The 12,545-nt window shown below is 50.3% G+C and carries 10 protein-coding genes and 1 tRNA gene; 3 read left to right on the top strand and 8 right to left on the bottom strand.

The features are described 5' to 3' along the window. Positions 1-10 precede the first annotated feature (10 nt). Together ACP9M6_RS07960 and ACP9M6_RS07965 are read right to left on the bottom strand one after the other, a co-directional pair. On the bottom strand, positions 11-1,582 hold the full coding sequence (locus tag ACP9M6_RS07960) for an exopolysaccharide biosynthesis polyprenyl glycosylphosphotransferase (protein WP_427450040.1): 1,572 nt from the start codon (positions 1,580-1,582) through the stop codon (positions 11-13). Positions 1,583-1,797: 215 nt separating this feature from the next. Further along, the gene (locus tag ACP9M6_RS07965; RefSeq protein ID WP_427450042.1) at positions 1,798-3,801 is read right to left on the bottom strand and encodes an acyltransferase family protein; all 2,004 of its coding nucleotides are present in this window, start codon (positions 3,799-3,801) and stop codon (positions 1,798-1,800) included. 114 nt (positions 3,802-3,915) lie between these two features. Here ACP9M6_RS07965 and ACP9M6_RS07970 point away from each other — a divergent pair. Then, positions 3,916-4,006, top strand: a tRNA-Ser gene (locus ACP9M6_RS07970). Positions 4,007-4,026: 20 nt separating this feature from the next. On the opposite strand, the gene ACP9M6_RS07975 is transcribed toward ACP9M6_RS07970, so the two are convergent. Together ACP9M6_RS07975 and ACP9M6_RS07980 are read right to left on the bottom strand one after the other, a co-directional pair. Beyond that, positions 4,027-4,629 (bottom strand): class GN sortase, encoded by a 603-nt coding sequence (locus ACP9M6_RS07975; protein ID WP_427450044.1) that lies wholly within the window; start codon positions 4,627-4,629, stop codon positions 4,027-4,029. Continuing rightward, positions 4,626-6,806: a marine proteobacterial sortase target protein gene (locus ACP9M6_RS07980; protein ID WP_427450046.1), complete on the bottom strand. Its 2,181-nt coding sequence runs from the start codon at positions 6,804-6,806 to the stop codon at positions 4,626-4,628. The genes ACP9M6_RS07975 and ACP9M6_RS07980 overlap by 4 nt, the downstream gene beginning before the upstream one ends. A 229-nt stretch (positions 6,807-7,035) precedes the next feature. On the opposite strand from ACP9M6_RS07980, the gene ACP9M6_RS07985 reads away from it, so the two are divergent. Both ACP9M6_RS07985 and ACP9M6_RS07990 read left to right on the top strand, forming a co-directional pair. Next, positions 7,036-7,986 (top strand): hypothetical protein, encoded by a 951-nt coding sequence (locus ACP9M6_RS07985; RefSeq protein ID WP_427450047.1) that lies wholly within the window; start codon positions 7,036-7,038, stop codon positions 7,984-7,986. Positions 7,987-7,988: 2 nt separating this feature from the next. Beyond that, positions 7,989-8,873, top strand: coding sequence for a hypothetical protein (locus ACP9M6_RS07990; protein ID WP_427450048.1), 885 nt, complete (start codon positions 7,989-7,991; stop codon positions 8,871-8,873). Between the two features lie 51 nt (positions 8,874-8,924). Here the strand turns inward: ACP9M6_RS07990 and ACP9M6_RS07995 are convergent, their stop codons facing one another. The 4 genes from ACP9M6_RS07995 to ACP9M6_RS08010 form a co-directional block, all read right to left on the bottom strand. Then, positions 8,925-10,151 carry a hypothetical protein gene (locus ACP9M6_RS07995; protein ID WP_427450050.1) on the bottom strand — a complete coding sequence of 409 codons (1,227 nt, stop codon included), beginning with the start codon at positions 10,149-10,151 and terminating at the stop codon, positions 8,925-8,927. Beyond that, positions 10,151-10,591 carry a hypothetical protein gene (locus tag ACP9M6_RS08000; RefSeq protein ID WP_427450051.1) on the bottom strand — a complete coding sequence of 147 codons (441 nt, stop codon included), beginning with the start codon at positions 10,589-10,591 and terminating at the stop codon, positions 10,151-10,153. Before ACP9M6_RS08000 ends, ACP9M6_RS07995 begins: the two co-directional genes overlap by 1 nt. Positions 10,592-10,828: 237 nt before the next feature. Next, the gene (locus tag ACP9M6_RS08005) at positions 10,829-12,073 is read right to left on the bottom strand and encodes a hypothetical protein (RefSeq protein ID WP_427450053.1); all 1,245 of its coding nucleotides are present in this window, start codon (positions 12,071-12,073) and stop codon (positions 10,829-10,831) included. A gap of 26 nt (positions 12,074-12,099) precedes the next feature. Then, positions 12,100-12,537 (bottom strand): hypothetical protein, encoded by a 438-nt coding sequence (locus ACP9M6_RS08010; RefSeq protein ID WP_427450055.1) that lies wholly within the window; start codon positions 12,535-12,537, stop codon positions 12,100-12,102. Positions 12,538-12,545 lie beyond the last annotated feature (8 nt).

Below are 12,545 nucleotides of genomic sequence, written 5' to 3' on the forward strand. Positions count from 1 at the left end.
GTGCGTTGCATTACCGCGTATTGGTACTATCGCCGAGCAGGACCGGCAGGGTTTTGAGCATAATATAAAGGTCGAAGAGGAAATTCGAGCGTTCGATATATTCCACATCGAGGCGCACGCGTTCCGCAATATCATTCCCGTTACGCAACGGGCCGCGAGAGCCATTGATCTGCGCCCAGCCCGTCATACCGGGTTTGACTTTGTGACGATGGGCATATTCCGCGACGAGGTCGATACTGTCTTTACCTTCCGTGCGCATACCTGTTGCATGCGGGCGCGGGCCGACGAGTGACATTTCGCCTTTCAGAACGTTGAGAAGCTGCGGCAGCTCATCAATAGAGGTCTTGCGGATAAAGCGACCAATCTTCGTCACACGGGCATCTCCAACAACTGTCTGCTGGGCGGCATTCGGATCGGCATCCTCATTGCGCATGGAGCGGAATTTATAGATATCGAAGACCCGATTGTTAAAGCCGTGACGCTGTTGTTTGAACAGAACCGGGCCTTTGCTATCGAGGCGGATAAGCGCCGCTATGCCCAAGAGAACAGGCGCACCGAGCACGAGCGCGATGGAACTGATGACGATGTCGGTCAGACGTTTAATCGCCGTGTGGCGCCCGGATTTCGGATTGCCGGTCACATCCCGCATGGAGACTTCGGCAATCTCTGAGACGCGTTGCTTTACGTGGTTCAGCGTCTCAAACTCGTCGACGACGAAAGCGATGCGATTGGGCAGCAGGCGCACACGGTCCATAAAGGCCTGACGTCGCTCATTCGCAATAGACGGCAATGTGACAACAATCCGGTTCACATAGGGCAGGGCATCCCACCCGAGGAGGTCATCGACTTTTCCGATAACCGGAACACCGTAAATATTATGCGGCGTCCGCGCGAGGCGATCATCGAAAATTGCGAGGATGTTGAGTTCTTTCGTCTTCGCATTTTCTTCAATTATCCGACGTGCGCTTTCCGTTGCGCCCAACATGACAATCGTCGGGGCGAGGGCACCTTTATTATGCAGACGCCGCATTTGCGCGTGATAAGCAGAATGGAGGACGAGAATGAGCGCAATCGCACCCAATCCCGCTTTTGCGAGGGCGTCAGGCAAAAATGTTTCGGGACGTACAATCAAGGCGATGGTCAACCAAACGCCGAGTGCCGCGAAACTGGCCAAGCCGACATTGCGCATATGAGATGACCAGCGCTGCGCCGCGTTGAAACGGTAGGCATTGGAGATAAACAGAGCCGAGATGAAAATAACGGAGCCGAGGATAGAAGCTGCGACCGGGGCAGCAATCCCCCGATCATTTGTCCCGACATAGCCATTCCAAATACCAACCGCGATGACGGCGCAGACCATGAGAACATCAAGACCGCGCAGGCCAAACCTCACAGCATTCATATTGGTTTGATCACGCGGGACAGATACATCCGCCGTTGTCAGGCGTTTACGGCGACGGTCGATCTTTGGGGCCTTGCCTTCGGACGGTCTGACTTTGCGGGCAAAGGCATCAAGCCGATCGGTCGGTTGACCCCGTTTTTCATCTTCCTTGCGCAGAGCAAGCGGAGACGTTTGCGACATTGGCACAGCGCTAGTGTCGAACGCTTTGACGCTCGTTTTCTTTTGTATTGGCATTCCACTCACCTGTTTTTTCTAAGTCTGATACAGGGTCGAAGAAAATATACGGTAAACGCCGATCCTTTTTTAGGTCATGCAGATGTTGCGCCCCGATCTGCGGCCTGTTGCGGTTCGGGGCACTGCGCGGAAATTTATGGTTAATTGGAGGTTAACCCCGTTTATCTGGGTGAAAGGCCTGCCAATTCCCGCAATAGATTGGGGTTTTCGTCTGCGAATTTACGCCCGGCATATTGTGCAAACTCCAATGAGAGGTGATGTTCGTCATAAGTGTAGGGCTTGCGATTGGACGCTTGGCTCTCACAACTTGCCGGTATGTCTTCACCGCAGAGAAGGTCGCCCTTGTCCAAATAGTAATCCGTGCTGTCCATAAAAGCTTGGAACAGTGTGCCGTCTTTATCATCCAATGGCGTGTAGGATATTGTCTCTGATGTCATACAGCTGGCCGTATTGCCTGTCTCGTTTATAATACGGAAACAGGGTGTTTGATTGTTAATATAACCACCCATGGAAATCAGTTTGAGGTCCGGATTCAGCTTTTTCATTTGGTTCAGAAGGGCCAGAGTAAAATATTTATTCGCCTCAAAAGGACGGTTTGCGGAATAGACGATCACCTGAATTTGATTCACGATCGCCTGGTCGGCTAATTTATCCACGCGCTCCTGACAGAGCTTTCGCGTGCCTTGTGCAATAATGCGCCCCTTTTCTTTCCCGATTTTACAACGATTGGTCTGTTCGAACCGAATAAACTGGAGATCGGGGTCACGACCATATCCGGCTTCGAAGAAATTGAATCCGTCCGGTTCGTGAGAGTTTCCGATGACGAGTACATTTATCTTCGCGTCACGCCGGCAATTCGGACCATCCGGAAAGTTGAATGTCGTACACGTATTGACGAAAGTTGAAAACCGCCGTGCCTTTTCTTGCCGCACTTGTTCCGGCGTAAAAGACAGGTCGTGCACACGCCATGTCCATCCTGAATTCAGGGCGGCATGGGCAAAGACGGCGGAAAGCGCGACAGCTGAAATTCCCGTACCAATGGCGAACCGTCCATATTTTGGCGTTTTTTGAGACCCTGTCTGGTTCGATGCCTGACCCGTTCTGGCGGAGACCCGACGTTCGACGCCGTAATAAAGCATGAGCGTTAGAACAAATATGAGAGCTGCCGCGAAGAGTTGGTGCCGCTTGCCCAGCTCAAGTCCGACCTCATAGCGCATCAGTGAAACGACAGGCCAATGAACGAGATAGAGCGAATAGGACAGGCGGCCCGTCCAGACCGCCAGACGGTTGGACAATAGAAAGTTGAGTCCTGGTAGAGCTGATTTTCCTGCACCTGATAGCAATAGACCTGCCGTCGCCAAACAGGGCAGTAATCCGTTGAGACCGGGGAAAGGTGTATAGCCTTTATAAAACCAGATTGTCGCTAAGAGGACAATCAAACTCGCCCAGCCCAAAATTGATCTTATGGTTTTTGTGCTGATCTTCTTCCAAAAGACTGACGTGCCGATAAGGGCAAAACAGGCCCCAATCGCAAATTCGAAAACACGTGCGGGCAGGAGATAGAATGCGGCAGACGGGTTGGCGCGCAACATCCATTCACTGACAAACACGCCAATTAATGTGACAACGGCAAAAGCCCATCCCAGATTGCGGCGTGGCATCAGTTTCCAAAGCGCCAAAACAAGCAGCGGCCAAAAGAGGTAGAACTGCTCCTCAACACCAAGAGACCACGTGTGGAGAAGAGGCTTTAACTCTGACCGCGCATCCCAATATCCGGTTTCAGTGAAGAACAAGATGTTGGAAACGGAGAAGGTCGCGGCAATTGCGGATTTCGCCATGGCAACCATGTCGGAGGGGTCCAGAATGAACGCGGCTGCCATAAATGTGACAGCGATCGTCACGAGCGCGGGTGGGATCAGCCGCCGGATACGGCGCAGATAGAATGTCTTAAACGAAAATGTACCCTTCATCATTTTCGGGGCAATAATGGACGTGATGAGGTAGCCCGAAATCACGAAGAAAATATCGACGCCGAGAAAGCCGCCTTCCAAGGGTGCAAAACCTAAATGGAAGGCCATAACTGCCAAAACCGCAATCGCCCGAAGGCCATCAATATCAGGGCGATAATTGAACTGCGTAGGGGGATTTTGCACCGGATCTGTCATCAGAATGGGCTAAGACACACAAAGAGCGGGGACAAGCCCGCAGCCCGCCTCTTCGTGTGAAAAAAGCGACAAAATCACTTGCGGGGAGGGGTACACATCGCTAGACGCGCCGACGGAGACGTGGCCGAGTGGTCGAAGGCGCTCCCCTGCTAAGGGAGTATGGGTCATAAGCCCATCGAGGGTTCGAATCCCTTCGTCTCCGCCACTTTTTCTTTTGTTTTCAAGCTATTTCCCCGTCTGGGGAAGACTGCTTTCAGGTATCGCTTCACCGTGAACGATATAACGCAGTGGGCCGCCATAGCTGTATCTCGAAAACGGATAGCAGGTCACGAGCGCAATTTTTGCTTGGTTCTCGTGAGTGTTCAAGTCGACTTCAAAGTCATTTTTGTCAATAATATCAAGGCTTGTCGTTTTATATCGGGTAACGTCGCCATTTAGATTTTCAACTTCAATAATGTCGCCTATTTCCACATGTTCCAGAAAGTCAAAATGCGTATTTTTGTGAGCCGCTATAACGGATAGTCCTGACTGCCCCGGTTTTGCCGTTTGCGGAAGATGACCCGGTGCGAAGGCTAACGCTTGTCCGGAGCTTGAATTGAGGATGATTTCACTGTCACCAAGCTTTGGCACGGAAAGTCTCGCCAACGGCACCGTGTCCATCCATGGCCATGGATGGACGGGCTTTCCACTTGCTTGCGACAGGCGCCAAGCGCGTTCGATCAATATATCTCCAACACCCTTTTTGGCGGGTATGTAACTCGCCTTTAACAAGCATAAACCACCCAGCAGAAAGAGGAACCGTGTGAGATATCTCATCGGCCTCATCATCCCGTTTCACGCCGTGTCAATTTTGCGGAGAAAAGACCCAGCAGCAGCATTAAACTCCCAATAAGGCCTAAAACTTCATGCGGGCTCGCCGTATTGGGAAGGGCGAGGCTTTGTTGTGATCCAGAACCCGTATTCGGAACTGAAGGCGAGGGTTTATGCGTGACGTTAGTTTTTCTTTTCGTGGCAAGCTCACCAAATTTCCACCCTTCTGGTAGCATTGTCGGGACTGACCTTGTCTTAAGATCATCACCCATGGGTCGCGATGGAGTGATGTCTACGGCGACAAGAGAGGTGAGTCGGCTAACGATATGATGGTCGAGGGCGGTGCGTAAAATTTGGTCATCTATATTTGCGGCACTGGAGCGGTCAAAGCGGCTTTCTTCCAGATCCGCAATTTTTGCCCGTGCCCAGAGCACCGAGAGGCCTTTCGCGGCCTCAGTTTCGGAGAGTGTTTTCGTCTCGTGCCATGTTGAACCGGCGAGATTGCCGGATATCGAAAATGAGGCGGGCAAATCCCTTGTCTTCATCTTGGCGATACTGATGACGGGATCGCCCTGATAAACATCTGGTAAGCGTGCGGGGAAGGATGCACCAGAAATAGAGCTTTTCAAATCTGTTAGTACCGGGCTGTCTATGGCTTTGAAGAGCGTTCCCATCCGGTCCGTCACTTCTGAAATATTACCAATCTGTACGAATGAACCCCGCCCGAATTTTGCCGCGCGGGACATGAAATAACTATTCGGGGCGGACCCAATTCCTACGGGGAACAGGCGGCTGTCCCCGAGATCATCCTGAATTTGGGCGAAGAGTTGTTGCTCGTTCCCAATCGCGCCATCCGTGATGAAAATGACTTGACGCAGTCGCGTCTCATCCTCGGCGGTTACTTTGAGGGCGGCGTTTAGCGCGGGTGACATTTGCGTGCCGCCCTTCGCCCGCAAATTTCTGACCCAGCGGCGCGCCTTGGCGATATTCTCAGGGTTGGCGGGAACGGCCTTGAACTTAAATTTTGAATGATCGGAGGAGAAACGAATGATGTTGAACGTATCTTCAGGCTGCAATTGGTCGAGCGCGAGAAGAAGTGACTCGCGGGCCTGCGCAATGGACTGACCGCCCATAGAGCCGGACGTATCAATCACAAAAATACTCTCGCGCGCTTGTGTGGGGATATCCGCCGCATCCGCTTTGGGTGGTGTCAGCATGGAGAGGAGATATGTATTTTCGCCAACCGTTTCTTTGAAGACCGCGCTGTAAGGCGCCTGTGTTTCCTTTGCACGCCATTCCAATAGGAAGTCCCGATTGGCCGGTACGTCGCCCTCGGCGAGTGTAATATTGGCACTATCATTGTCGAGGAGATTTGCGGAAATATTATGATAGGGACTCGTCACTTCGGCGATGTCAAAACCGGCATCCAGATTGATATTCAGGCTGACTGGAACCCGTATATATGAAACAGGCTCGAGCTTTGGATCTATGAGGGGCGGGGTAATCGCTTTGCGATCAAGCACAGGATCGAGGACGAGATTTTGCACCCCTTCGGTCGTTGCGACCTGCACGACCTCGGCAGGCGGCGAAAAACGCGGAGCAACAACCATCGGAAAACGCGTTTTAAAGACCCCGTCTTTGATCACGGCTTTATCCTGATATTCAATCTGAATGGCGACGGTTTCATGTGGGCCGATATTGGCCACGGAGGCGGTGAAAATGTTTGGACGCTGTTGCTCGACAAGGCTGGCTTTCTTGCCTTCAGATTTAGCTTGCTCATAGATTTGTTTGGCTTGGCGTTTCTCTTTAATTTGCCCTTCAATCATCCGCCCCCCAATCACTATGCGCAGGCGGTCAACCGCGGCATTTTCGGGCAGGGGGAAGACGTAAACCCCTTCGACCCATTGATCCGTCTTATTCTCAAAAGTCTGCGAGAGTGTCGTCCGAATGACGGGGCCCGCAATATTCATCGCCACATCTGTCGCAACTCTGGGAGCTTCGATATATTGGCCGGGTATATCCGTGTGGAACATAAGCGTTCCGGCCTCTGCCTCATTGATCCGCATTTCGCGCAAGTCCTCAGTCTGTGAAAGCCTTAGGTCTGGTGGCGATGTCTCGGCAAAGGCAGGGCCAGAATATACACTCTGTCCTGCGATAATGGTCGTGGTTGTGATAAGAATATGACGCAATGCCATGAGAGCCTCCCAATAATTAAATAATAAACTTATCATGGACGATGACTGCGGAGAGAGCAGGGCGGCTTTGCGTTCGTTGCTGGGCAATCCTGCCTTTATTCCGACAAGAGAGAGCGAATGGGACGAAATTGCCTTAATTCGTGCTTTCTGATTTTGGACTTTGCGTCGATTGCGCCCGGTGGTATCAAATAACACGGTCGGTTAAAAACCGTCAAATAGGGGCAAAGATATGAGTGACGGTTTGTCGAAAAGCATGAGCTTATCCGATGCCCAAGCTGTTACAAACCTTCACTTTAAGCCCATTTTATCCTGTGTCGTAGACAGAAATCCTAAATTCCTGATGCAGGCTTGGATATGGTTGATTTCTGCGAGAGAGGCTGGCGTTTTTAACGACTGTGAAGTTGTTGTTCACCATGTCGGGCCAACCCCAGCGGTTTTACAAAGTGCCGCCCAACGATTTGGAGCCAAACTCTGTGAAGTTACGCCTTTTGGGGAGGGGCCTGCGAGATATTGTAATAAGCTGCAAAGTCATCCCCCTATTATAAATTCAGGTGGCCCTGGAGCCATTATGACGGATGTTGACCTGTTTTTCTTTGGTTCCCCGGTCGAGTGCTGGGACGATGATTTTGTTCAAGCCAAAATTGTTGATCATCCAAACCCACCCGTAGAGCTATTGTCTCAATTGGCGGAAATTTTTAGTCTGTCGCCAATTAGCTATGACGGCATTCCAACCTTTAGGCCGGAAAATAGGACGCACGCCTTAAACTGTAACGGAGGGCTTTATATGTTCCCTATGCCGAGTTTAGAGTCAGTTGCGCCACTCTGGAACTCAATTTCGACGACGTGTTTAACGCAAGAACAGATTTTAGGACAATGGCTGCATCATTCGGATCAGATCGGTTTTTTGTTCTCTATGCTGAAAACAAACATGCCATTTAAACCGCTATCATTGCGCTATAATTTTCCGACTCATTTTAAACCGCGATTTTATGATGGTCTCGATATCGAAGATATTCAAATTGTTCATTATCACAATAAGCTTTTGCCATCGGGCCATTTAATTGAAACGGGGCATGAGGGCGTGGATGCCTACATTCATCGGGCCAATCAGATTTTGGAAAAATATGATGACCTGCCGGAATATATTGAGATCAGTGCCCGCTATGCGGCGTCACTATGAGGGTGAAACCGACACTTTGGCTGCATGTCGGTCTTCCTAAAACAGCCACGACGGCTTTTCAGTCTTGGATGAGGTCAAATACCGATGATTTGGCGGAGCAAGGTGTTTTATATCCCGCATTATTTGGATCAGGTGGGGACAAACATAATTTCATTGTGAGTTGGTTGAGGAATAATCGAAACTTTAAAAGATTAGGTAAGATTTTGGGCGCGTCAAAGGGCGATGCCGTCCTTTTGTCGAATGAGGGTTTGAGCAATCATTTCGATGACTTTGATGGGGATGCCCTCTCGAAGTTTCGAGAGGTGACGCAGGGTTGGGATGTTCAAATTATTCTTGTCACGAGAGACGCTGAATCCTGGGTCCGTTCTTATCATAAACAATGCGTTCTTAACCCCAATAATGGCGGCAGTCCGCTTTGGGGAACGTCCATGACGGTGGATGAAATGGCCAAACACCCGCGCGTTCGACGTTTCCTCGAAAATGACACATTTGCCCATGATCTAAAGTGCGCTTTTGGCGCGTCCCAAGTCCATAGATTTAAATATGAAGATATTGACTGGTTTCAGGCTTGTCTGTCTAAAATGGGTGTCTCAATGTCAATGGCTGTAATACTGCCGCAATCTAATCAGTCTCTACCGGACTGGGCGATAGAAGTTCTAAGGCATGTGAATAGTGTCACAGATGATATGTCCATTCGAAATTGGTGGAAGCTTTCGCTTCAGAATCATCTTTCCTCTAATCATACGATTTTGACGAACTTGTCTAAGGCTGGTGAGGTGCCTATCAATCAGAACAGATTGTTAAATATTTCATTCAATATAGATGAATTCGAAGAAGGTTTCCGTCCAGCGGTCACGAGGTTTCTCGACACACTCTGCGGCAAATAAAAACCCGAAGCCGTTAAGCTCCGGGTCAAAAATTTGTAGCAAGTTTGCGCTTTAGTCGATTGATTGCTCAATCTGACTAAGTCGCGCTTCCAATTCCTTGTTCCGCTCATTGAGCTGCGCGATAAAGATATGCGCTTTCTCAAGCTCATTCAGGACATTCCCCATATGCTCCGTCAGGTTGATCGGCTCATCACGGCTTGTTGGCCCAACGGTTGGTAGGTGACGTTTTGCGAACATCGCTGTGGCCTGTTCTTCCATCGTCGGCAGATCATAATCAGCATCAAATACGGCGTCACACCCTGCGGCACATGTCGGTCCGCCTGATGTAATTGTGCCTAGAATGCGAAGGTTACCGGATGTGTCGAGAATGAAATCGCCGCCGACAGACGAGCCCGTATTGATACCCAAACCATTATCGGCGCGGTGGATGAACTCCCAAGGGGTATTGGCGCCTGTATCTGCTGTTTTGAAGATGAAATCACCACCCCCTGTTGATGCATCATTCATAGCCAACTCGCCATCAGCATTTCTAACTGAAAATTCCCACTGGGAATTCGTGGGTGTCGAAGCAGAGCCGCCATCCAGAAGGAGGGCGGCTTTATCAGCCGAGAAAGCTCTAACATGTAGAGCCGCCTCAGCGGTTTGAATGCCCATACCGACCCGATTGTTGGCGCTGACCGTTAATGCGTTCGTATCAGCACCAGGAAAAATTCTGAAGGGTAATTGGGATCCATTTGTTACATCCCGAATGAAGAAATTTGCTTCATTTGCTGCTATATCAAACGTTTGAGGCGTGAAACCAGATGACCCATCCTGCTCTAACCTTAGAGTCGGTGAGTTTCCGCTTACGGCGTGAGCTTTTACAACGGGCGTAGCTGTACCAAACCCAACATCACCTGCGCTATCAACATAGAGGGAGTTCGTCGGCGCACCAGCATCAACGCGGAAAGGCACTCGCCCACCTGTCACATCTGTAACCGCAAAATAGTTGGCACCGCCATTATCGCTATCATTGACCGTGATTTCCCAGTCATTCGCTGCAAAGCTTGCAGTCGCGCTCGTATCATCAAATTTAATACGAAGATTATTTTCTTTCAAACGAATGGTGTCGAAGCCGAAACTCTCGCCATTTACACAGTCATTTCCGACGCAAAGGCTAGATTGGATGATAACATCATCAGCTTGCACGATATCCGCGACGGCCGAGATACCAGTCATGGCGGGCGCAGCGAGTAAGAGAGCTGCGAGAGAAACTCTAATATGTTTAGTATAAGTCATTAGTTCGCACCCCCATCAGAATCATCTTCGACTGTTCCGTCCGGTATTTGAACGACGCCGCCTATGACGCGGAAGGATCCGGTCTCGGTCACAGTGCGATTTATGAATTCAGGTTCCGCCGTGTCGCGGCCATTATTAAAGCCGAATTGCGGATTACGGATACGCTCTGTCGTCGCTCCTGTCAGTTGCCATGTGTAAGTGCCGTCAGCCATGCTCGTATATTCGCTAAGCGTAACAGAGGGCGCCCCGAAACTGGACTGTTTCTGTGCGGAAAAGCCGTCGGGACCGGACACGGAAAGTGTCATATTCGATATGCCGGAAGAACTTGGCTGAACAGAGAGTGTGCCTGCGGAGACGATAGCGTCACCTGCAGAGGCGGGACTGGCCAGAAGGCACAAACCGGCCCCCATAGCGAGTAATGGAAGTTTTTTAGATGTCATATTGTGCCCCTTAAACGAGCTTGAGAAAGCCGTTTTGAAATGAGTTTAGGGGTAGCGCTCGTCTAATTTCGCCCCGAAACCAATTTTTTCATATATAAAAATTCGGAAAAGTAAAGCCGCCGGCAATTATTCAATCTCAGCATGTACTGAGATAAATTAAACCCTTCAAAGAAAAAGCCCGATGCGATGACGCTTCGGGCTTAAGATTTTTTTTTGAGTTCCTATGGCTGAAGCGACTTATTTCATTGAGGCTTCAAGTTGCTCCAACCGGGCTTCAAGTGCCGCGTTACTCGCAATGAGTTCGGCTTGAAGCGCTTGTTTGCTTTCAACCAATTCGACCTCTAGCGCCTTATTTCGTTCATTGAGCTGCGCGATAAAGATATGCGCTTTCTCAAGCTCATTCAGGACATTCCCCATATGCTCCGTCAGGTTAATCGGCTGATCCGGACTTGTCGGGCCAACAGTCGGGAGGTGGCGCGCGGCGAACATGGACTCGGCTTGTTCCTCCATCGTCGGAAGGGCGTAGTCCGCATCAAAGACTGCGTCACATCCTGCGGCGCAGGTTGGACCACCTGATGTAATCGTGCCAGTTACGCGTAGGTCGCCCGTATCGCTGAGAATAAACTCGCCGCCGGGCGTCGTGGCAATATTAATGCCCAGGCCGTTATCAACACGATGTACGAACTCCCACGGATTGTTCTCAAGCGCGTCTGCCGTCTTGAACCTGAAATCGGCACCAGTTGTGCTGATATCATCAATATCGAATTCTCCGTCAGTTTCTCCAACAAGTATATCCCATTCCGCGACTGCGGCGTGTTCAATTCTGATGCCGACATTAGATCCGAAATCCCGGATGTGAAGAGAGGCATCAGGATTCGCAGAGCCCATTCCGATCCGACTGTCATCGTTGATAAAGAGCGCATTCGTGTCTGCGCCGGGTTGAATTCTCAACGGCAGTCTTGACCCGTTCGAAGCATCCCGGATGAAGAAATTTGTCTCATTACCCGCAAGATCCCAAATTTGCGGTGCGAACCCGGAAGATCCGTTCTGTTCTAAACGCAGAGTAGGCGTGTCGCCATCAACAGAGTGAATCTCAGTAGTGGGAGTCGCCGTTCCAAGGCCTAATCGTCCACCATCATCAATTCTGAGCGCATTTTGGGGCGCGTTGGCTTCGACAAGGAACGGCATTCTATCTCTATCGTCATCTTGTATCGCAAAATATGATCCGCCGCCATTGGCGCTGCTATTAGCCACCAAAGTCCAATCGGTTCTTGGGAAGCTGGCCGTTGAGCTCGTATCAGTGAAGTTAATTCGCGTATTGTTCTCTTTTAAGCGGAGTGTATCGAAACTGAAGCTTTCGCCATTTACGCAGTCAGTACCAATGCATGTGCTACCATCGACGATCAAATCGTCATTAATGACCTGATCGGCTACTGCAAGTTGTGGAAGTGAAACGGGAGCCGCCAGAATTATCGCGGCCATTGAGACTCTTACAAGTTTTGAATAAGTCATTTGCCGCCTCCTGAATCTTTTTCCTCATCATTTTTGGGCATTTGCGCCACGCCGTCTATGACGCGGAATAAGCCTGATTCATCGAAGTTACGGTTTATAAAATCGGGCCGTTTCTCCTCTCGTCCATTGAAAAAGTCGGGCTTTGGATTCCGCATTTTTTCCTGTGTGGACCCTGATAATTGCCATCTATAGATGCCGTCTTCGATCCCTTTTTCTCCGACGAGGCGGACGATGGGTACGGTTTTGACAGATTTCGCATCTGCGTAAAAGCCGTGAGGTCCAACGACAGTCAGTGTGTAGTTAAATGCATTTGGGACCTCCGTTTTCACGGTAAGTGTCCCGCCCGAGACGACGGCTTCTCCTGCCAAGGCTGGATTGGCAAAGAGCCAAAGACTCGCCCCCACTGCCAAAAGTGATAATTTTCGTAATGTCATACTGGCCC

It is taken from the genome of Litorimonas sp. WD9-15, assembly GCF_050271975.1.
In the GTDB taxonomy this organism is placed as follows: domain Bacteria; phylum Pseudomonadota; class Alphaproteobacteria; order Caulobacterales; family Maricaulaceae; genus Litorimonas.